This is a genomic window from Nocardioides sp. PD653-B2, assembly GCF_002117935.1.
GTDB lineage: Bacteria > Actinomycetota > Actinomycetes > Propionibacteriales > Nocardioidaceae > Nocardioides.
The window spans coordinates 113,103-133,194 of record NZ_BDJE01000028.1 but is presented as its reverse complement, the minus strand read 5'-3'; the positions used below and the strand labels follow the sequence as shown (position 1 = coordinate 133,194).

General features: G+C 72.7%; 16 protein-coding genes and 1 tRNA gene. 9 read left to right on the top strand and 8 right to left on the bottom strand.

All coding sequences use genetic code 11. From position 1 onward, the window contains the following. A complete protein-coding gene (locus PD653B2_RS13080; RefSeq protein WP_085872821.1) occupies positions 1 to 1,032 on the bottom strand; it encodes a LacI family DNA-binding transcriptional regulator in 1,032 nt (343 codons plus the stop codon). Positions 1,033 to 1,245: 213 nt separating this feature from the next. Here PD653B2_RS13080 and PD653B2_RS13075 point away from each other — a divergent pair, with 213 nt between their 5' ends. The 6 genes from PD653B2_RS13075 to PD653B2_RS13055 all read left to right on the top strand — a co-directional run bounded on the left by PD653B2_RS13075 (position 1,246) and on the right by PD653B2_RS13055 (position 5,473). Continuing rightward, on the top strand, positions 1,246 to 2,478 hold the full coding sequence (locus PD653B2_RS13075; protein ID WP_085872820.1) for an alpha-hydroxy acid oxidase: 1,233 nt from the start codon (positions 1,246 to 1,248) through the stop codon (positions 2,476 to 2,478). A gap of 281 nt (positions 2,479 to 2,759) precedes the next feature. Continuing rightward, positions 2,760 to 2,924, top strand: coding sequence for a hypothetical protein (locus tag PD653B2_RS24965; protein WP_165763463.1), 165 nt, complete (start codon positions 2,760 to 2,762; stop codon positions 2,922 to 2,924). Positions 2,925 to 2,970: 46 nt separating this feature from the next. Beyond that, positions 2,971 to 3,057, top strand: a tRNA-Ser gene (locus tag PD653B2_RS13070). 75 nt (positions 3,058 to 3,132) lie between these two features. After that, the gene (locus PD653B2_RS13065) at positions 3,133 to 4,119 is read left to right on the top strand and encodes a hypothetical protein (RefSeq protein WP_133058879.1); all 987 of its coding nucleotides are present in this window, start codon (positions 3,133 to 3,135) and stop codon (positions 4,117 to 4,119) included. Between the two features lie 62 nt (positions 4,120 to 4,181). Beyond that, positions 4,182 to 4,712, top strand: a complete 531-nt coding sequence (locus tag PD653B2_RS13060) for a gamma carbonic anhydrase family protein (protein WP_085872818.1) — start codon at positions 4,182 to 4,184, stop codon at positions 4,710 to 4,712. Beyond that, positions 4,709 to 5,473, top strand: a complete 765-nt coding sequence (locus PD653B2_RS13055) for a crotonase/enoyl-CoA hydratase family protein (RefSeq protein ID WP_085872817.1) — start codon at positions 4,709 to 4,711, stop codon at positions 5,471 to 5,473. The genes PD653B2_RS13060 and PD653B2_RS13055 overlap by 4 nt, the downstream gene beginning before the upstream one ends. Before the next feature lie 4 nt (positions 5,474 to 5,477). On the opposite strand, the gene PD653B2_RS13050 is transcribed toward PD653B2_RS13055, so the two are convergent. After that, a complete protein-coding gene (locus PD653B2_RS13050) occupies positions 5,478 to 5,843 on the bottom strand; it encodes a hypothetical protein (RefSeq protein WP_085872816.1) in 366 nt (121 codons plus the stop codon). 178 nt (positions 5,844 to 6,021) lie between these two features. Here PD653B2_RS13050 and PD653B2_RS13045 point away from each other — a divergent pair, with 178 nt between their 5' ends. Together PD653B2_RS13045 and PD653B2_RS13040 are read left to right on the top strand one after the other, a co-directional pair. Then, positions 6,022 to 6,900, top strand: a complete 879-nt coding sequence (locus tag PD653B2_RS13045) for an AAA family ATPase (RefSeq protein ID WP_085872815.1) — start codon at positions 6,022 to 6,024, stop codon at positions 6,898 to 6,900. A 7-nt stretch (positions 6,901 to 6,907) separates the two neighbouring features. Further along, positions 6,908 to 8,290 carry a vWA domain-containing protein gene (locus PD653B2_RS13040; RefSeq protein ID WP_085872814.1) on the top strand — a complete coding sequence of 461 codons (1,383 nt, stop codon included), beginning with the start codon at positions 6,908 to 6,910 and terminating at the stop codon, positions 8,288 to 8,290. Between the two features lie 186 nt (positions 8,291 to 8,476). Here PD653B2_RS13040 and PD653B2_RS13035 read toward each other — a convergent pair whose 3' ends face one another. The 6 genes from PD653B2_RS13035 to PD653B2_RS13010 form a co-directional block, all read right to left on the bottom strand. After that, complete coding sequence (locus tag PD653B2_RS13035; protein WP_085872813.1) at positions 8,477 to 9,778, bottom strand: hypothetical protein; 1,302 nt, start codon at positions 9,776 to 9,778, stop codon at positions 8,477 to 8,479. Beyond that, positions 9,775 to 10,701, bottom strand: a complete 927-nt coding sequence (locus PD653B2_RS13030; RefSeq protein ID WP_085872812.1) for a hypothetical protein — start codon at positions 10,699 to 10,701, stop codon at positions 9,775 to 9,777. Before PD653B2_RS13030 ends, PD653B2_RS13035 begins: the two co-directional genes overlap by 4 nt. Before the next feature lies 1 nt (position 10,702). Continuing rightward, positions 10,703 to 11,077 (bottom strand): WXG100 family type VII secretion target, encoded by a 375-nt coding sequence (locus PD653B2_RS13025; protein WP_085872811.1) that lies wholly within the window; start codon positions 11,075 to 11,077, stop codon positions 10,703 to 10,705. A gap of 83 nt (positions 11,078 to 11,160) precedes the next feature. Further along, positions 11,161 to 12,582 (bottom strand): hypothetical protein, encoded by a 1,422-nt coding sequence (locus tag PD653B2_RS13020; RefSeq protein WP_085872810.1) that lies wholly within the window; start codon positions 12,580 to 12,582, stop codon positions 11,161 to 11,163. Between the two features lies 1 nt (position 12,583). After that, on the bottom strand, positions 12,584 to 12,985 hold the full coding sequence (locus tag PD653B2_RS13015; protein WP_085872809.1) for a hypothetical protein: 402 nt from the start codon (positions 12,983 to 12,985) through the stop codon (positions 12,584 to 12,586). A 64-nt stretch (positions 12,986 to 13,049) separates the two neighbouring features. Next, on the bottom strand, positions 13,050 to 14,231 hold the full coding sequence (locus PD653B2_RS13010) for a pyridoxal phosphate-dependent aminotransferase (RefSeq protein WP_085872808.1): 1,182 nt from the start codon (positions 14,229 to 14,231) through the stop codon (positions 13,050 to 13,052). Between the two features lie 164 nt (positions 14,232 to 14,395). Here PD653B2_RS13010 and PD653B2_RS13005 point away from each other — a divergent pair, with 164 nt between their 5' ends. Then, positions 14,396 to 20,086, top strand: a complete 5,691-nt coding sequence (locus PD653B2_RS13005) for a beta strand repeat-containing protein (RefSeq protein ID WP_085872807.1) — start codon at positions 14,396 to 14,398, stop codon at positions 20,084 to 20,086. Positions 20,087 to 20,092: the final 6 nt, after the last annotated feature.

The following is a 20,092-nucleotide window of genomic DNA, read 5'->3' as shown; positions in this document are numbered from 1 at the left end:
CTAGCCCAGCGTCGAGGCCCGGGCCACCAGCTCCGGGGTGAACAACACCTGTCGGTGCGTGTGCTCGGGGTTGGTCGCCTCGTCGAGGACCAGCTCGGCCGCGGTGCAGCCCAGCTCCTGGCGCGGCTGGCGGACCGACGTGAGGGGGACGGCGGCGGCGCCCGCGAAGTCGATGTCGTCGTACCCGACGAGCGCCAGCTCCTCGGGCACCCGCAGGCCCGAGCTCGTCGCCTGCTGGAGCAGGCCCAGCGCGGTCAGGTCGTTGGCGCAGAAGGCGGCTGTCGGTCGGCGCGGGGCCGGCATCCCGGCCAGCCGTTGGCCGGCCTCGCGGCCCTCGGCGACGGTCAGCCCGGTGGTGGTGACCTCGACCAGTCCCTCGGCAGGGAGGCCGGCGGCGGCCCAGGCGTCCTGGGCTCCCCGCCAGCGGTCGCGGACCGGGCCGAGCGTCGTCGGGCCGCCGACGAAGGCGACCCGGGTGTGCCCGCGGTCGATGAGGTGCTCGACGGCGCGCTGCCCGCCGAGCACGTCGTCCACCGCGACGGAGCAGAACTTCTGGTCGGCGCGGGTGCGGTCGACGAGGACGACGGGGGTGCCCCGGCGGGCGACGTCGTCGAGGGACGCCGCGTCGGGGTCGACGGGGGTGATCAGGATGCCCTGGACGCGCTGCTGCTCGAGGAGGGCCAGGTGCGACTGCTCGCGCTCGGCGAGGCTGCGGCTGTTGCAGAGCACCAGGGAGAGGCCGACCGCCTCGGCCGCGGTGTCGATGCCCTGCGCGATGTCGATGAAGAACGGGTTGCTCGCATCGAGCATCACGTAGGCCAGGGTCCGGCTGCTGCCGGCCCGGAGCTGACGGGCCGACTCGTTGCGGACGAACCCGAGCTCGGCCATCGCCCGCAGCACCCGCTCCCGGGTGTCCGGGCTGACTCGGTCGGGGCGGTTGAGCACGTTGGAGACGGTGCCGAGCGAGACGCCCGCGGCCGCGGCGACGTCCTTGACCGACGCGTTGCGCGAGCCGGGATCTCGTCCGGCCACGGCGCCTCCTCTTGAAACGATCAAGGACGACCAGGGTGTGCGCGAGCGTACTCCCGCGCGATCGTGATCCGGGTGTTTCCTGGTGGCGTCGCCGGACCGGAGGGCGTCGATGGTCGCAGACAGCAGGGCGACCGAGGACGCTGTTGTGAAACGTGTCAACCCGATCGGCGGTGCGGAGTCGCGCCTGACCGCCAGACATGATGGAGTCGGACGATGAAGCGTCAACTGCCGAAGCGCCGGGACCTGGCCCCCCTGATGAAGTTCAAGAAGCCGACGCTCTCGCCCAAGCAGCGGCGGCTGGCGTCGGCGCTGACGATCGACGACCTGAGACGGATCGCCAAGCGGCGCACGCCCCAGGCGGCCTTCGACTACACCGACGGCGCGGCGGACGGCGAGGTCTCGCTGGCCCGGGCCCGGGAGGCGTTCGGCGACGTCGAGTTCAACCCCGCGATCCTGCGCGACGTCTCGACCGTCGACACCTCGCGCGAGGTGCTCGGGCAGCGGGTGGCGCTGCCGTTCGGCATCGCGCCGACCGGCTTCACCCGGATGATGCAGGCCGAGGGCGAGATCGCCGGCGCAACCGCCGCGGCCGCCGCGGGCATCCCGTTCTCGCTGTCGACGATGGGCACCACGTCGATCGAGGACGTGGCGGCAGCCAACCCGGACGGCCGGAACTGGTTCCAGCTCTACATGTGGAAGGACCGCGACCGCTCGATGGCGCTGGTCGATCGAGCCGCGAAGGCCGGCTTCGACACGCTGCTCGTCACGGTCGACGTACCCGTCGCCGGGGCGCGGCTGCGCGACGTGCGCAACGGCATGACGATCCCGCCCACCCTCACGCCGCGCACGGTCGTCAACGCGATCCCGCGGCCCGCGTGGTGGATCAACTTCCTCACCACCGAGCCGCTGGCCTTCGCGTCGCTGGACGCGTGGTCGGGCACGGTCGCCGACCTGCTGGACACGATGTTCGACCCGACCGTGACCTACGACGACCTCGCCTGGATCAAGGACCAGTGGCCCGGGAAGGTCGTGGTCAAGGGCGTGCAGACCGTCGACGACGCGCGCCGGCTCGCCGACGTCGGGGTCGACGCGGTGCTGCTCTCCAACCACGGCGGTCGCCAGCTCGACCGGGCGCCGATCCCCTTCCACCTGCTGCCGCAGGTCGTCGCCGCGGTCGGCACGGACGTGGAGGTGCACCTCGACACCGGGATCATGTCCGGGCAGGACATCGTCGCCTCGATCGCGCACGGGGCGCGCTTCACCCTCGTCGGGCGCGCCTACCTGTACGGCCTGATGGCCGGCGGCCGCGACGGCGTCGACCGGATGATCGAGATCCTGGCCGGCCAGATCGAGCGGACGATGCGGCTGCTCGGGGTGACCACGCTCGACGAGCTGGAGCCCGGTCACGTCACCCAGCTCCAGCGTCTGGAGCCGCGTCGCCGCTGAGGGTTCGGAGCCGTCGGCTCGGGAGACGCTCCCGGCATGGGACGAACGACGTACGCCATCCACGCGCGCCGGCGACGGCTGACCCGACCCTCCCGCTGTAACGCGATGTTAGGGCCACTAGGAACCCGTTAGAACGGGGTGCCCAGAGGGTCCAACACCGCGTTACAGCTGCGCGCGACGGATGAGTAGGCGAGCTCGGGGGGTCGGAGACAGCAGGGAGATCATCGACTTCCGACCGGCTCGAGGACGGGTTCCGCGACCGGATCGCCGCCGACCTGGCCGTGCTGGCGCACGCGTGGCGCGACCCCACGGCGTACGACGGGATCACCCGGGCCGGACCGGTCGAGATGCCCGCCGAGATCGCGGTGCTGGTGGCGCTCGACGACGCTCCCGCCCTCGACCGGCTGGCCGGCGCGACGGGTCGCGACCCCGCGTGGAGGCCGTGACAGGGCGATTTCGTCCGCACCTACGCCCTCCGGTAATCTCTCCGGCGGTGGCGTGTCCGAGCGGCCGAAGGTGCAACACTCGAAATGTTGTGTGGGGTCACACCCACCGTGGGTTCAAATCCCACCGCCACCGCGCACCGAACGCCCCGGGTCCTCGATCCGGGGCGTTCGTCGTTTGCCCGTCACCCCAACGGGGGACGACTCAGGCATGCGACGGGGGACGAGGTACGCCGGGGTGCTGCTCGTGTTGACGACGGTGCTCGGCGGGTGCTCGTCGGGAGGGGACGCCGACGCGGACGCCGATCAGACCGCGAGCACGTCCCCGACGGCGTCGAGCAGCCCGACCGAGCCCCCGCCCGAGCCGGTCGACCCGTGCAGCCTGCTCTCCGCCGAGGACCTGGAGGCGGCGGGCCTGACGCCCGACCCGGACACCGAGCAGCGTGGCCTGCTCCCCGACCCGCGCACCACCGCCTGCCTGGTGCCGGACCGCAAGGACGGCTGGTCGGTCTTCTACGGCTACAGCCTGGTGCCCGGGGTGTCGGTCGCCGACGCCGTGCAGCAGGTCGGCACCGAGAAGCCGGCCCGCCTCGACGTCGGCGACCAGGCCCGGCTGGTCCTCTACAACGCCTACGGCGACAAGACGTGGCACGCGTGGGCCCGCCAGGGCAGGTACACCGTGATGGTCGAGCTGTTCGCCAAGCCGCGCCCGGCGCGGGTCGAGGGGCTGCTCGGCCGGATGCTCGAGCAGGTCGACCCGGCGATGTTCGACTTCCCCGTCGACCTGCCTGAGAGCTGTCCGCCCGCACGCAGCCGGCCGATCCGGGCGCTGCTCGGCGAGGTCCGCGCGGCGACCGGATCCGACGTGGACGGCGAGGTGCGGTGCTCCTACGCCAATCGCCCCGGGCTCGTCCTGAACCTCGACATCAGCCCGATCGCGAGCTCGAAGAAGGTCGCCGGCATGGTGGGATCGGTCGGCCAGTACTTCGACGAGCGGACGACGCCGGCCCGCGGGGTGACCCTCTTCCTCTCGCCCGAGCAGCCCTACGGGTTCACCCGCGCCTACGTCGCTCAGCCGCCCTCGTCGCGCGGCACCGACCTGCAGCGCCAGCAGATCATCGGCCGGTACTACCGACCGACCACCTTCGACGAGCAGAAGTACCGCGCCCTCGCCGCCTGGTGGGCCACCCGCGACTGACGCGACGACGTCACGGCGGACGCCTGGATCCGCCGAGCAGAGCGGGGGTGTGGAATGACCCCATGTTCTGCTTCGAGTTCGAGGGCAAGCGCCCGACCGTCCACCCCGAGGCCTTCGTCGCGCCGACCGCGACCCTGATCGGTGACGTAACCGTCGAGAAGGGCGCGAGCATCTGGTACGGCGCGGTGCTGCGGGCCGACATCTGCACGATCGTGGTCCGCGAGGGCGCCAACGTGCAGGACAACTCGGTCCTGCACGCCGCACCCGGCGAGACGCTGGTCATCGGCCGCAACTCCACGATCGGCCACGGCTGCGTCATCCACTGCGCCGAGATCGGCGAGCAGGCCCTGGTGGGCAACGGGTCCACCGTCCTCGACCACGCGACCGTCGGCCCGCGGACGCTGGTCGCCGCCGGGTCGGTCGTCACCCCGGGCACCGAGATCCCCGGTGGCATGGTGGCGGCCGGCATCCCCGCCAGGCCGACGAAGCCGATCGAGGGCACCTCCTCGGAGTTCTGGGTCGAGCAGAACCCGCCGTACTACCAGGAGCTCGCGCAGCGGCACCGGGCCGGAGCGTCGGCGGTCGAGTCGTGAGCGTCCGGGTCGAGACCGACGGGGCGGTCACGACGGTCGTCCTCGACCGGCCCGAGGCCCGCAACGCCGTCGACGGACCCACCGCCACGGCGCTCGCCGACGCGTTCCGCGCGTTCGACGCCGACGAGAGCCAGAGCGTGGCGGTCCTGTACGGCGAGGGCGGGACGTTCTGCGCCGGCGCCGACCTCAAGGCGATCGGAACCGAGCGCGGCAACCAGGTCACCGAGCCCGTCGAGGGAGCGGACGGCCCGATGGGCCCGACCCGGATGCGGCTGTCGAAGCCGGTGATCGCCGCGATCGAGGGGTACGCCGTGGCCGGCGGCCTCGAGCTGGCGCTGTGGTGCGACCTGCGGGTGGCGGCCGGTGACGCCGTGCTCGGGGTCTTCTGCAGGCGCTGGGGAGTGCCGCTCGTCGACGGCGGCACGGTCCGGCTGCCGCGGCTGATCGGGGCCAGCCGGGCCATGGACCTAATCCTCACCGGTCGCCCGGTCGACGCCTGGGAGGCCGAGCGGATGGGGCTGGTCAACCGGGTCGTGCCGGTCGGCCAGGCCCGGGTCGAGGCGGAGGCGCTGGCGCGGTCGCTGGCGGAGTTCCCCCAGGACTGCCTGCGCCACGACCGGCTCTCGGTCCTCGAGCAGGAGGGTCTCACCGAGGTCGAGGCGATGGCCGGCGAGCTGCGACACGGCCTCGCGTCCCTGACCGGCGCGCTGGACGGGGCCGCGCGGTTCGCCTCCGGCGAGGGCCGGCACGGTCGGTTCTAGACGGTCAGCGGGCGGGCGGATCGTCCAGGCAGACCGCGATGAGCTTCGCGTCGCCGTGGCGGGTGAAGACCTGCCAGCCGGTCTCGAAGTCCACGAACCGCAGCCGGCCGCGGGCCGACTGCACGATGGCCGACACCGGCTGCTCGCTCTCGCCGAACCCGGACACCGAGCACTCGTGTGCGTCGAGCAGCCGGTCGACCCGGCCGGGCTCGCCGGTGACGGCGGGGCCGGAGTAGCCCGTGACTCCCGGCTGCTGCGCGCCCGTGGAGTCGGGAGCGCACAGCAGCCCGGCGGCGATGATCGCGCCGACGGCGCCGAGCTTGACGCTCAGGAGCGTCAGGCGAGCGGGTCGTGGAAGTCGGTGCTGCACGGGTGGTCCTCCTGCTGTGGCGGTCGCACGCACGTCCCCCCAGGCCGCGCGTGTCGCTCTCCACTGCGCCAACGAGGCAAGGCGCCCGGAGGTGACGCCGGTCCGGAACATCGCTGCGTCTGCCGCGTCACACGGGCGGCCCGGGGCTACCGCCACGGCCGTGCGCGAGGATGGGTGCATGCCGCAGCCGAGCACCTGGTTCTCCTCACCCGACGACGCCGCCGCCCGCCTGGCGGAGTCCGGCTACCTGGCCGACCCGACGACCGCGACGACGGCGTACCTCGCCGGTGCGCTCGAGAAGCCGCTGCTCGTCGAGGGCCCGGCCGGCGTCGGCAAGACCGAGCTGGCGAAGGCCGTGGCGCGCACGACGGGCGCCGACCTGGTGCGGCTGCAGTGCTACGAGGGCCTCGACGAGGCGCGGGCGCTCTACGAGTGGAACTACAAGAAGCAGCTGCTGCGCATCCAGGCCTCGCACGGTGACGACCAGACCTGGTCGGAGACCCACGACGACATCTTCACCGACGAGTTCCTGCTGACCCGCCCGCTGCTGACCGCGATCCGCCGCGAGGAGCCGACGGTGCTCCTCATCGACGAGGTCGACAAGACCGACGTCGAGGTCGAGGGTCTGCTGCTCGAGGTGCTGTCCGACTTCCAGGTCACGATCCCCGAGATGGGCACCGTCTCCGCCGTACGGCGCCCCTTCGTGGTGCTGACCTCCAACGCGACCCGCGAGCTCTCGGAGGCCGTCAAGCGCCGGTGCCTCTATCTGCACCTCGACTACCCGGACGCCGAGCGCGAGCGCGAGATCGTCGTCTCGCAGGTCCCCGACCTCGACGAGCGGGTGGCCGGCCAGCTGGTCGCCACCATCTCGCGGCTGCGGGAGCTCGACCTGAAGAAGGCGCCGTCGATCGCCGAGTCGGTCGACTGGGCGCGCACCCTGGTGGCGCTCGAGATCGGTGAGCTCGACGACAAGGCCGTGTCCGACACGCTCGGCGTCGTGCTCAAGCACGTGTCCGACCAGGCGCGCGCGGTCAAGGAGCTCAGGCTCCGGTCATGAGGGCAGCATGAGCGGCCTCGTCGATCGCCACATCTCCTTCCTAGAGGCGCTGCGCGCTGCCGGGCTGTCGGTGTCGCTCGCCGAGGACCTCGACGCCATCGCCGCGCTCAGCGCTCTCGACTGGGACGACCGTCGCGTCGTCCACGACGGGTACGCCGCGACCCTCGTGAAGAAGCAGTCGCAGCGGCCGACGTTCGACGCGCTGTTCGACGTCTACTTCCCGCGGATGGTCGGCGACGGGGTCGCCGTCCGCGCCGGGTCCGACGACGACGACGGGGGCGAGGGTGGGGTCCGCGACAACGCCGAGCAGCTGGCCGGCTTCCGCGACGAGCTCTTCGACGCGCTCTCCGACGGCGACCAGCAGGCGCTGCTGCAGCTGGCGGCCGAGATGGTGGCGCGCTTCGGGGCGATGCCGGGCCGCGGGCCCGGGCTGTCGTCGTGGTCGGCGTACACCGCGCTCCAGCGGGTGTCGCCGTCCGAGCTGGTGGACCGCGTCGTGCAGGCGCTGCTGGCCGACGGGCGGCTCGACGGCGAGGCGCGTCGCGAGGCCGGGCGCCGGATCGGCTCCTTCACGAAGATGGTCGAGGACGACGCCCGCCGCCGGATCGCCGAGGAGAAGGGGCCCGAGCACGTCGCGAACGTCGCGATCCGCCCGAGCATCGACCGGATCGACTTCACCGCCGCGCGGAAGTCGGACCTCGAGGACATGCGCCGCGAGATCTACCCGCTCGCGCGCCGGCTCGCGACCCGTCTCACCCAGGAGCACCACGCGAGGCGTCGGGGTCCGCTCGACTTCCGGCGTACGGTCCGGGCCTCCATCTCCACCGGCGGGGTCCCGCTCGTCACCCATCACAAGCCGAAGCGGCCGCACCGCACCGAGCTCGTCGTCCTCTGCGACGTCAGCGGGTCGGTCGCGAACTTCGCGCAGTTCACGCTGCTGCTCGTCTACGCGCTGCGCGACCAGTTCGAGAAGGTCCGCGCCTTCACGTTCATCGACCACGTCCATGAGGTGACCGAGCACTTCACTCCGGGTGCCGACGTCGCCGACGTGATGACGAACCTCGCCGCCGCCACGTCGCACGCCGCGCTCTGGGGGCGCACCAACTACGGCCGCGCACTCGCGAAGTTCGAGGAGCAGCACGCCGACGCCCTCGGCCCGAAGTCGTCGCTGCTCGTCCTCGGCGACGCGCGCTCCAACTACAGCGACCTGAACCTCGACGTGCTCGAGCGGCTCGCGGGCGCGGCCCGGCACAGCTGGTGGCTCAACCCCGAGCACCGCCGGCACTGGGACACCGGCGACTCCGCGGCGTCCCGCTACGGCGAGGTGGTGCCGATGGTCGAGTGCCGCAACCTCACCCAGCTCGGTGAGTTCGTGCACGACATCCTCTAGGACGGGCACCTCCGCGCCAGCGCGCACCTCCGCACCTCCGCAACAGCGCAATTGCGCCGTTGTGACCCGGCTGGGCGGCGTGTCGAGGTGCACAACAGCGCAATTGCGCCGTTGTGACCCGGCCGGGCGGCGTGTCGAGGTGCCCAACAGCGCAATTGCGCTGTTGGTGACCCCGCCGGACCACCCTCACGACAGAAAGCCGAGCTCCCGCAGCCGGGCCAGCTCGTCGCGCAGCTCGGGATGGCCCGCGGCGTCGGCGGCCCGGCCGCCCACGACGTACGACGAGGTGCCGTCCTCCTCGCCGCCGTCGAACACCACGGTGAGCCGGTTGTCGGAGCCCGCGTTGACCAGGGAGCCGAAGAGCGCGACCGGGTCGGTGCGGTCCTCCAGCGACAGCACCCGGGTGGGCTCGGGGACCCGCGGGACCAGCGCCGCTGGGGCACCGGCGGTGACGACCTGGTCGACGACGTAGGCGTCGGACCCGGGCGTCGTCGCGAGGCCGACGGCGGTGACGCCACCCTGGCCGCAGCCGACCAGCATCACGCGCGCGGCCTCGTCGAGGGACCCGTCGGCGACCGCCCTCTCGATCGCGCGCACCGCCTGGTCGGCGTACGCCGTGTGGTCGCCGCCGACGAGGCGCAGGCGCCGCTGCGGGCCGCCGTGCGGGCCGGGGAGGTAGGCGATGTAGCGCGCGGGCGCGACCTCGTGGACGGTCACCGCGTGGACGGCGCTCACGAGACTGGTCATCAGCTCCTCGACGCCGGCCGGACGGTCCGCCGCGGCCTTCGACGGCGGGGGGTCCTCGGCCGGCTGCTCGACGACGCCGCCGGCGACGTCGCGCAGCGCCGAGCCGAGGTCGGCCGCGAAGGGCTCGATCCCGGCCGCGCGCAGGCCGCCGCGGGCAGCGGCAGGAGCGGACTCACCGGCCAGCACGCCGGCGGTCAGCAGCGAGCGCATCTGCAGGCCCTCGAGGAGGCCGCCGCCGCTCGCGACGTGGTCCATCAGGGCCGGGTTGTTCTCCGCGAGCTCCTCGAGGTACGACGCGACCCCGTCGCGGTCGAGGGCGTCGGTCTCGATCAGCCCGGCCGAGACGATCGCGCCGCCGAGGGCCACCTCGGGGGCGAGGTAGCCGATCGCGCGTCCGGCGATGGAGCCGAGGGTGCGGTACGCCGCGTCCTGGAGCTCGTCGATCCAGCGGTAGGTGAGCACCGTCGCGCGCACGATCAAGGCGTCGGCGTCGAGCTCGACCGAACGTGCCAGCAGCCCGTGCTTGCCGGTGGTCGCGCCGCGGACGGCCTCGTCGGCACGGGCGTACGTCGTCGGCGCGAGCTCGGCCGAGTCGGCCACCTCGGGATCGCGGAGCACCTGCTCCCCGAGCGCGGCGCGGGTGCGCAGGTCGGCGCCCGAGCCGTCGTAGAGGTCGGCGAGGCGCAACATCTGGTCGTACTTGTCGACGGTGCTCACCACGTCGTCGCGGATCTCGGTCATGTCGTCACCTCCGCGAGGACGGGGGCCAGCTCGTGGGCGAGGTCGCCGGGGTCGACCCGGCGCACCTCGATCCGGTCGACGCCCTCGGTGCGGCGTGGTCGCAGCGCCCGCCAGCCGTCGGCCAGCAGCACCCACGACACGACGCCGACGACCGCGGTCATCGCGCCCGAGACGTCGGCGACCAGCGCGCGCAGCCGGCCGCGGGACTCGGTCGACAGCCCGGAGAGGAGCACGCCCACCTCGAGGTCGGGCAGCGGCCGCCCGCCGGCGTCCCGGGTCTCGCCGGCGTGCTCGGCGACCAGCACGGAGAGGAGGTCCGAGCGGTTGCTGCGCACCGCCTCGCTGGCGGCGTCCGCGAGCGCATAGGGGAGCACGACCTGGTCGGGCACGACGGAGTCGCGCAGGGCGAACTCCTCGGGGAGCACGGTGACCCGGGCCAGCTCGTCGGCCCACTGGTCGGTGGGGAACCACGCCAGCTCGAAGACGATGCCGTCGGCGGTCGCGAGGCTCGCCACCGCTGCGCCGTGCTGGCGGTGCCAGGCCTTGATCCGGGAGTCGCCGGCGGCGACGTCGAGGTCGAGGGCGACCGTCGGGGTGGCGAGGAGACCGACGGCGCCGAGGAGGCCCTCGTCCATCGAGGTGTCGACGAGCAGGCCGCGTCGGGCGAGCGACGACTCGGCGTCGTGCAAGGACGAGATCGCGGCCTCGTACGCCTCGGACTCGAGGGTGGCCGGGGTGCGCCCCAGGCGGCCGCCGAGCTCGCGCTCACCGCCGGGGGTGAGCATCTCGAACGGCAGCGGCGCGCCACCGGCCCGGGCGGCCACGCACTGCAGCTCGGGGAGGGTCAGGGACACCCGGCGCGGGAGGGCGCCGAGGATGCCGACGGGGGCCGGCGGCGGGTTGCTCAGGTCGATGGTCGCCATGTCACAGCCCCGGGAGCTCGACCGCGAGCCAGTCCTTGTGACCGGGCGGCGGAGGCGTGAACGCGCCCCGGCCGCTCGGGGTCTCGGCAAGGAGGACGTCGGCCTTGCGCTCCGTCGCGGCGATCCCGTCCTTGAGACGGTCGACCTCGTGCAGGTGAGCCTCGAGCGACTCCGCGGCACCGTCGTGGCGGGCGGCGACATCGCGGAGATGGGTGGCCCGCTCGCGCATCCGCTCGCTGAGCGACTCGGCGGCCCGGCCGGTCCATCCGATGCCCTCGGTCTGGGCCACCAGGCGGTCGGCCAGCGCGCGGATGTCGACGCCCTGCTCGCGTAGCTGGGCCGCGCGTCTGCGCATCACATCGGTGTCGCCGTACATGGGCCACCTTCCTCCGAGATGTCCGGGTGGTCGCTCATTCGCATTCCCCGTACGCCGGGCACGAAACGCCGTCCCGCTCCGGCTCACGGCTGCCGGGTGATCTGGAAGACGTGGGCGGTGACGCTCGTCGACCCGTCCCCGGAGCCGGCCAGGAACCCGTGCTGGTGCAGGCTGGCGAGCTGCTCCAGGATCGACGGGTCGGTGGAGGCGTCGACCGCCTCGGCCCCGGCGACGTAGTGGTCGTAGTCGTGCTGGTCGACGATGCCGGAGCCGTGGTCGTCGAAGGTCACGGTCGTCTGCTCGACCGAGTCGGGGTTGTCCGCGCCGTCGAGCAGCGGCACGACGTCGCCCTGGTGCTCCAGCGACAGCACGTGGCTGCCGTCGGGGAAGCCGTCGACCTGGGCCGTGGGCGACCCGGCCGTCACCACGTCGGTGACGTTGAAGTCGCTGCCCTGGCTGAGGATCGCCGCCGCCTCCATGCCGCCCTGGGAGTGTCCGACGAGCAGCACGGGGTCGTCGGGACCGATGCTCGCCTGGGCCATCGCCTCGAGGATGCCCTCCTGGTAGGCGTTGTCGCGGCCGCCGACCAGCAGCAGGTTGGTGAGCATGTCGCGGACGTCGTCGTCCTTGCTCCACGGCACGGTCGTCATGTCGTCGGTGCCCGGCAGGTAGACGATGTGCCGCACGTCGTCGGTGCCGGCCCCGAGCGTCTGGACCTCGATGGTGCCGTTGAGCGGCGAGTCGGGGTCGGGTGAGAGGTGCGCGACGTCCTGGAGGTGGGAGACCAGGTCGGCGACCCCCGCCGGCTGGGTGGCGTCCCCCGGCACGACGTCCAGGGTGCGGACGACGTGGGCGCTGCCGTCGTCGCCGTACAGCGCCGCGAGCAGGCCGGCCCCGGCCTCGGTGTCCGGGACGAAGAGCGAGACGCCGAGCGGCCCGGCGGGCGCGAACGGGGTGACCCCGTCCCAGAGTCCCTCGAGCAGGCCGCCGCCGCCGTTGGCGGCGTGCTGGACCACCCCCGGGTGCTCGACCACCCACTGCTCGAGCTCGTCCTGCGCCTGCGACGGCAGGTGGGGGACCGTGAGGAGCAGGAGCGGCACCGTCACCGGGGCGGTCGCGCCGAGGGTGAGACCGACGACCCGGCCGACCTGGTGGTCGACCGCGTCGATCGCCGCCCGGACCAGCGCGTCGGTCTCCTCGAAGGCGGCGACGACGGCCCGGACCACGACGGCGTCGGCCTCCCAGCCCAGCGCCTCGACGAGCACCCCGTCGGGGCCGGTGGTCGCGGCCAGGACCGCACCCTCCGCCTCCGCGAAGGTCAGCGGCGAGAGGATCGCCGACTCGGCGAGGTCGGGGTTCGCCATGGTCCGAGCGCCGAGGCCGGCCCAGCCCCGCAGCTCGCTGCCGGCCGCGTCGAAGGCGTCGGCCAGCGCTCGCACCGCGTCGTACGTCGCCGCCACGCCGGCCGAGCCGCCGCTCACGCCGGTGATCGGCGAGGCGGTCATCTCAGATCCCCGGGAGGTCGACGGACAGCCAGTCCCGGCTGCCCGGGAGCGGCGGCGAGAACCGGTGGAGCAGCCCGTCCAGGCCGTCGGGCAGGAGCTTGTCGCGGGCGGCGTCGATGAGCCCGTGCACCTTCCGCTCGACGGCGGCGATCAGGTCCTCGAGCCGGTCGACCTCCCGGGCGTGCCGGTCGAGCGCGTCCGCGGCGTCGTCGTGGAGGGCCGCCGTGCGCCGGAGCGCGGCGCAGCGGTCGTGGGCGTGCCGGCGCATCGCGTCGGCGGTCAGCCCGCGCCAGTCGACCCCGTCGGCCCGGGCCGCCAGCCGGTCGGCCGCGGTGCGGATGTCGTCGGCGCGGTCGCGCAGGTCGCGGGCCAGGGCCCGGATGGTGGTGGTGTCGCCGTACATGGAGTCCCCCTCGCATCGGTCGGTGTGCCGAGGAGCCTCGCCGGGCGGCGGATGTGGAGAAACGTCAGCGCACGAGGGCTGTGGAGAGACGCTCCAGTGCGCGCTCGATGTCGGCTCCCGGGCCGGCGAAGCTGAGCCGGATGAACCGGCCGCCGTCGACGGTGTCGAAGTCGATGCCGGGTGCGACGGCGACGCCGGTGCGGGCCAGCAGCTCGTGGCAGAACACCATGGTGTCGTCGGTCAGGTGGCCGACGTCGGCGTACACGTAGAACGCGCCGTCGGCCGGCGCGAGCTCGGTGATCCCCAGCCGGGGCAGGCCGTCGAGCAGGAGGCGCCGGTTGTCGGCGTAGCGCGCGACGTGGCTGTCGAGCTCGACGTACGACGCGTCGCTGAAGGCCGCGAGGCTCGCCCACTGCGCCAGGACGGGCGGACAGATCGTGAAGTTGCCGGTGAGGATGTCGGTCGCGCGCCGGAGCCGGTCGGGGACCAGCATCCAGCCGATCCGCCAGCCGGTCATCGAGAAGTACTTGGAGAAGCTGGAGAAGACGACGGCCTCCCGGCTGGTCTCCCAGGCGCTGCGCGCCAGGTGGTCACCGCCGGCGAGGGGGGCGTACTCGATGCCGTGGTAGATCTCGTCGGAGATCAGCTGGATCCGCTCGGTCTCGCAGTACGTCGCGAGGGCGGCGAGCTCGCTGGGGAGCAGCATGGTGCCGGTCGGGTTGGCCGGGCTGGCGACGACGAGGCCCTTGATGTCACCGAGCTCCGCCACCTGCTCGACCGTCGGCTGGAAGCGGGTCTCCGGCCCGGTCGGGATCTCGACCACCTCGCAGCCGAGCGCGGTCAGCACGTTGCGGTAGCAGGGGTAGCCGGGCCGCGCCATCGCGACGCGGTCGCCGACCTCGAACGCCGCGAGGAAGGCGAGCAGGAAGCCACCGCTGCTGCCCGTGGTGACCACGACCTCGTCGGGGTCGACGTCGATGCCGTGGGTGCGCTTGTGGTGGCCGGCGATCGCCTCGCGCAGCTCGAGCACCCCGGCCGCCGGCGTGTAGCCGAGCGGGTCGCCGGAGTCGAGCAGCCGCTTCGCCTCCGCGCGGACCGCCGCCGGTGCGCCCGTGCTCGGCTGGCCGGCCAGCAGGTTGAGCAGGTCGCCGTGCGTGCGCTGCCGGGTCGTCGCGGCCGCCAGCAGGTCCATCACGTGAAAAGGGGGCACGTTGGCGCGGCTCGCCACCTGGAAGCGGTCGGTCATGGAGCGACTGTACGGCGCGGTTCCGGGGCCTCATGCTCAGGGTTTCCTCAAGGAAGGCCGGGTTTCCTCAACGTCTCTCAAAGGTTGGGGGCAGGAACGGTTTCGGCCCCGAAATGCGTGCCAGAGTTCGGCGTCACCTCCGCCAGCACCCTTTGGAGCCATTCGTGCGCATCCGCGTCGCAGCCCTCATCGCCCTCGTCCTGGCCGTCCTGGCCGGCGGGTTCCTCCCGGCCGCCTCGGCATCGGCGAGCACCCCGTCGACGGCGCCCGTCGCTGCCCGGGCCGCGACCCCGGCGACCGCGGACTTCCCGTCGGGCTCGCTGATCATCGACATGGGCGTGACCCCGCAGACGGTGGCCAACGGCCTGAAGCCGTACGGGCTGGTCTACGAGCTGCTCACGACGTACAAGGTCCCGGTGGCCTGGGCCGTCAAGAACGGCAAGACCACGATGGGTGCGTCGGACTTCACGGCCACCAACCTGCTCAACGTGACCACCGGGGCGACGGTCGCGAGCAAGGCGTTCGCGGGCGGTTCGTTCGTCGTCTCGGGTGACTTCGTGGGCGACATCCCGGCGGCCCGGCTGCTGGCCTGGCGGTCCGCGGGCGTGCAGATGTACGTCGCCAACTCGCCGATCGCCTCCGTGCCGCAGTCCTCCCTGCTCCGCAGCTGGCCGCGCGTGGTGCTCGACGCGTCGAGCGATCCGGTCGCCGACGGCTACTACGCGAACGCCGGCATCCCGTCCTCGGCCTACCGCAAGGCGCTCCCGTCGGCCCTCACCTCCTGCGACGACCTCTTCGTCTTCCCGCACGCCGACCCGACCTGGTCGCTGCACAAGAACCTCCTGGCGTTCAACGACGCCGGCGGCAACATCTTCGGGCAGTGCCACGCCCCCAGCACCCTCGAGAACCTCGACGACCCGGCCGACGCCGGCACCGCGCCCGACCTGAACTTCCTGTCCGTGAGCGGGATGGTCGAGTACGGCGACCACAACGACGGCACTCCGGCGTACACCTACAACGGGGACTGGTCGGACCCGATCTCGCAGATCATGAACTCCTTCGACTCCGCGACCCAGAACGGCGCCGAGCAGGTCTACCTGCCCAAGACCGGCTGGCGCCCGACCACCAAGGTGCTCGCGTGGGACCCGGACCACCCGCAGATCAGCGGCAGCAGGGCGCTGTCGCCCGGCAAGGCGGCCGTCTCCGTCTACGGCCGCGGCTTCGGTGACTCCTCGAACGGCCTCGTCATGTACCAGGCCGGCCACGACTTCGCCAAGGCCGATGCCACCGCGAACGTCGCCGCCCAGCGCAGCTTCCTCAACTTCAACCTGATCTCCTCGGTCGACAAGTCCCCGGAGGTCACGGCCACCGTCTCGTCCGCCGAGATCACGTCGGGCACCACCATCCCGGTCAGCGCCACCGCCACGGGCGGCGGCGGCGGGTACACCTACAAGTGGACCTCGGGCTGCGGAGGCACCTTCGCGAACAGCACCGCCGCCAGCACGACCTTCACGGCGCCGACCCTCTCCGCCGCGACCGCCTGCACGATCCGCGTCACGGTCACGGACGGGTGTGGCCGCATCGCGTTCGACGCGAAGTCGGTGCCGGTCAACCCGACCCCGCCGCCGGCCCCGTCGCTGTCCCTGACCAAGACGGTGAGCGACTCGAGCGACGCCGACGCGATCGGCTCGCTGGGCGAGACGCTGACCTACGGCTTCACGGTGAAGAACACCGGCAACGTGCCGCTGACGAACGTGAAGGTCACCGACGCGATGATCCCGGCGCTCACCAGCGGCGCGGTCTGCGTGGCGAGCCTGGCCGTCGGTGCCTCGACCACCTGCCCGTCGCTCCCCGCCGCGACCCACACGGTGAGCGCCACCGACATCGGCAAGGGCTCCGTCGACAACACCGCCACCGCGGCGGGCACGAGCCCGGCCGGCACCACGGTCACCGCCACCGACACGGCGACCATCTCGACCCCGGCGACCCCGGGTGTGAAGCTCACCAAGACGGTCGCCGACTCGAGTGACGCCGACACCATCGGCTCCCTCGGGGAGACGCTGACCTACGGCTTCACGGTGAAGAACACCGGCAACGTGCCGCTGACCAACGTGAAGGTCACCGACGCGATGATCCCCGCCCTGAGCAGCGGCGCCGTCTGCACCGCCTCCCTCGGTGTCGGCGAGACGACGTCCTGCGCCGCACTGCCGGCCGCGACCCACACGGTGGTGGCCACCGACATCGCCCAGGGCTCGGTCGACAACACCGCCACCGTGGTCGCGACGCCTCCCAGCGGAGCGGCCGTGACCGCGACCGACTCGGCCACGATCTCCACGCCGGCGGCACCGGGCATCTCGATGACCAAGGTCGTCACCGACTCCGACGACGCCGACACCGCGGCGTCCGAGACCGAGAAGCTGACCTACACGTTCTCCGTCACCAACACCGGCAACGTCGCGCTGACCAACGTGAAGATCACGGACGCGATGATCCCGGCCCTCGCGGGCGGGGCGACCTGCGTCGCCACCCTCGCGGTCGGCGCCGTCACCACCTGCCCCGCGCTCCCGGCCGGTGCCCACACGGTGACCGAGGCCGAGGCCGACCAGGGTGCGCTGGTGAACTCCGCGTCCGCCGCGGCGACGCCGCCGACCGGGCCCGCCGTCACGGCCCGCTCCAGCGTGTCGATCACGACCAAGCCGACCACCGCGGCGATCACCCTGACCAAGACCGTCGCCGACTCCGACGACGCCGACACGGTCGGATCGCTCGGCGAGCGGCTCACCTACGGGTTCACGGTGAAGAACACCGGCAACATCACCCTGACCAACGTGCGGGTCACCGACGCGATGATCCCCGGCCTGGTCGACGGCGCCGACTGTGTCGCGACGCTCGCCGCCGGCGCAACCACCACCTGCCCGCTCCTGCCGGCCGCGACCCACGTCGTCGCCGCCGCCGACATCACCAAGGGCTCGGTCGTCAACAACGCCACCGCCTCGGCCACCCGGCCCAGCGGTGCCAAGGTGACCGCGACCGACACGGCGACCATCGCGACGCCGGCCACCCCGGCCCTCTCGATGACCAAGACGGTGGCCGACTCGAGCGACGCCGACACGATCGGCTCGCTCGGCGAGACCCTGACCTACACCTTCACGCTGAAGAACACCGGCAACGTGCCGCTGACCAACGTGCGGGTCACCGACGCGATGATCCCGGCCATGAAGGACGGCGCCGTGTGCGCCGCCACCCTCGCGGTCGGGGCGACCACCACCTGCTCGACGGTGACCGCCACCCACGTCGTCAACGCGGCGGACATCGCCCAAGGCTTGGTCGTCAACCAGGCGACCGCCACCGGCACCCCGAGCAAGGGCATTGCGCCCACCGCGGCCGACAGCGCCACCATCGCGGCGCCGGCCATCTCGTCGGTCTCGATGACCAAGACGGTGGCCGACTCGAGCGACGCCGACACGATCGGCTCGCTCGGCGAGACCCTGACCTACACGTTCACGGTCAAGAACACCGGCAACGTGCCGCTGACCAACGTGCGGGTCACCGACGCGATGATCCCGGCCATGAAGGACGGCGCCGTGTGCGCCGCCACCCTCGCGGTCGGGGCGACCACCACCTGCTCGACGGTGACCGCCACCCACGTCGTCAACGCGGCGGACATCGCCCGGGGCTCGGTCGTCAACGACGCCACCGCCACGGCGTCATCGCCGAGCGGCCCGAACCCGACGTCGCAGGCCTCGGCCACGATCGCGACGCCGGCGGCACCCGCCTTCGTGATGACCAAGGCCGTCGCCGACTCCGCCGACGCCGACTTCGCCGGCGCCCTGGGCGAGACGCTGACCTACACGTTCACGGTCGAGAACACCGGCAACGTGCCGCTGACCGACGTGAAGGTCACCGACGCGACGATCCCGGCCCTCGCCGGCGGCGTCGTCTGCGCCGCGACCCTGGCCGTCGGCGACACGACGACCTGCTCGTCGCTGCCCGCCGCCACGCACACCGTGAGCGCCGCGGACATCACCAAGGGGTCGGTCGACAACTTCGCCACCGCGTCGGCGAGCTCGCCGGCCGGCACGGTCGCCGGCAACGCGTCCGCGACGATCCTGTCGCCGGCCGCGCCTGCGATCTCGCTGACCAAGGCGGTCGCCGACTCCGACGACGCCGACCACCTGGCCGCCGAGGGTGAGCAGCTGACCTACACCTTCTCGGTCACCAACACCGGCAACGTGCCGCTGACCGACGTCCAGGTCACCGACGCGATGATCCCGGCCCTGGCGGGCGGCGCGGTCTGCGTCGCGAGCCTGGCCCCGGGTGCGACCACGACCTGCCCGTCCCTGCCGGCGGCCACCCACACGGTGACCGGCGCCGAGGCCGACCAGGCCACGGTCGTGAACGAGGCCAGCGCCACCGCGAAGCCGCCGACCGGCGCCGCCGTCGCCGGCGCTGCCAGCGCCACGATCGACACCCGGCCCAGCGCCGCGTCGATCACCCTGAAGAAGACGGTCGCGGACTCCGACGACGCGGACGCCCTGGCCTCGGAGGGTGAGCGGCTGACGTACTCGTTCTCGGTGACCAACACCGGCAACGTCGCGCTCAGCGACGTCAAGGTCTTCGACGCGATGATCCCGGCCCTGGCCGGTGGCGCGGTCTGCGTCGCCAGCCTGGCCCCGGGAGCGACCACGACCTGCCCGTCCCTGCCGGCCGCGACGCACACGGTCACCGCCGCAGAGGTGGCGCACGAGTCGGTGGAGAACACCGCGAGCGCCTCGGCCGCCCGGTCGACCGGTGACCTGGTGACGGCGAACGACACGGCCGTGATCGCGACGAAGACGACGCCGCCGGCGCCCGCGTCGTCGATCAGGCTGGAGAAGACGGTCGCCGACTCGGACGACGCCGACGACCTGGCGTCGGTGGGCGAGCAGCTCACCTACTCGTTCTCGGTCACCAACACCGGCCAGGCCCCGCTGAGCAACGTCACGGTGACCGACCCGATGATCCCGGCCCTGGCCGGCGGCGCGCTCTGCGCAGCGACCCTGGCCGTCGGCGAGACGACCACCTGCCCCTCGCTGCCGGCCGCGCACTACACGGTGACGGCCGCGGACGTCGACCAGGGCTCCGTGGTCAACATCGCCAGCGGCTCGGCCACCCCGCCGACCGGTGCGGACGTCACCACGACGGACTCCGTCGTGCTCGGCACCTACCAGGCGACGACGACCGACCCGGGCCCGTTCAGCTGGGACTGGCAGTACGACGACCCGTCCTGCTCGGCGCTGACCGTCGCCTACCCGTCCAACATCCCGGACGGCCAGGCCAACGACGTCAACGTCCGGCTCGAGACCGACCTCGGCCAGGTCACGCTGAACTTCCACAACAGCGACGCCTTCTGGGGCGGGACGACCTCCTTCCCCTACGCCAGCCACCCGAAGTGGCCGGCCGGCGTGACGTCGTACTCCGTGGTCTGGACCCAGGTCGGTGGCACCAACTACCACTGGCAGGGCACGGTCCCGTGCATCGTCAACGACGACGGCGACCCGATGACCGTGGACGAGCCGCTGGCCGTCACCAGCATCTCGGGCTGGCGCACGGGCACCGTCACCGTGAAGAAGGGGGCGACCCCGGCGGCCGACGCCGTGGCGGTGGACCAGATCGGTGACGAAGACCTGGTCCTGCAGCGGCTCGTCGCCGGCACCTGGGTCGACGTCAAGACGGTCGCGTGCGACGGCGAGTCGGCGAAGGTGACCTTCGCCCGGCAGAGCCAGAAGGGCACGTTCAGGTACCGGCTCGCGGTCGACGGGTCCGACGGCACCACCGGCGCCCAGACCGGTGCCTTCACCCTCAAGGTGAGGTGACCGAGG

Excerpts from the sequence above, each read along its gene's own strand:
- PD653B2_RS13040 (WP_085872814.1), top strand. The coding sequence starts at position 6,908 with ATGAGCGGCCTCGTCGATCGCCACATCTCCTTCCTAGAGGCGCTGCGC.
- PD653B2_RS13060 (WP_085872818.1), top strand. The coding sequence starts at position 4,182 with ATGTTCTGCTTCGAGTTCGAGGGCAAGCGCCCGACCGTCCACCCCGAG.
- PD653B2_RS13015 (WP_085872809.1), bottom strand. The coding sequence starts at position 12,985 with ATGTACGGCGACACCACCACCATCCGGGCCCTGGCCCGCGACCTGCGC.
- PD653B2_RS13025 (WP_085872811.1), bottom strand. The coding sequence starts at position 11,077 with ATGTACGGCGACACCGATGTGATGCGCAGACGCGCGGCCCAGCTACGC.
- PD653B2_RS13045 (WP_085872815.1), top strand. The coding sequence starts at position 6,022 with ATGCCGCAGCCGAGCACCTGGTTCTCCTCACCCGACGACGCCGCCGCC.
- PD653B2_RS13035 (WP_085872813.1), bottom strand. The coding sequence starts at position 9,778 with ATGACCGAGATCCGCGACGACGTGGTGAGCACCGTCGACAAGTACGAC.
- PD653B2_RS13075 (WP_085872820.1), top strand. The coding sequence starts at position 1,246 with ATGAAGCGTCAACTGCCGAAGCGCCGGGACCTGGCCCCCCTGATGAAG.
- PD653B2_RS13065 (WP_133058879.1), top strand. The coding sequence starts at position 3,133 with ATGCGACGGGGGACGAGGTACGCCGGGGTGCTGCTCGTGTTGACGACG.
- PD653B2_RS13010 (WP_085872808.1), bottom strand. The coding sequence starts at position 14,231 with ATGACCGACCGCTTCCAGGTGGCGAGCCGCGCCAACGTGCCCCCTTTT.
- PD653B2_RS13020 (WP_085872810.1), bottom strand. The coding sequence starts at position 12,582 with ATGACCGCCTCGCCGATCACCGGCGTGAGCGGCGGCTCGGCCGGCGTG.
- PD653B2_RS13030 (WP_085872812.1), bottom strand. The coding sequence starts at position 10,701 with ATGGCGACCATCGACCTGAGCAACCCGCCGCCGGCCCCCGTCGGCATC.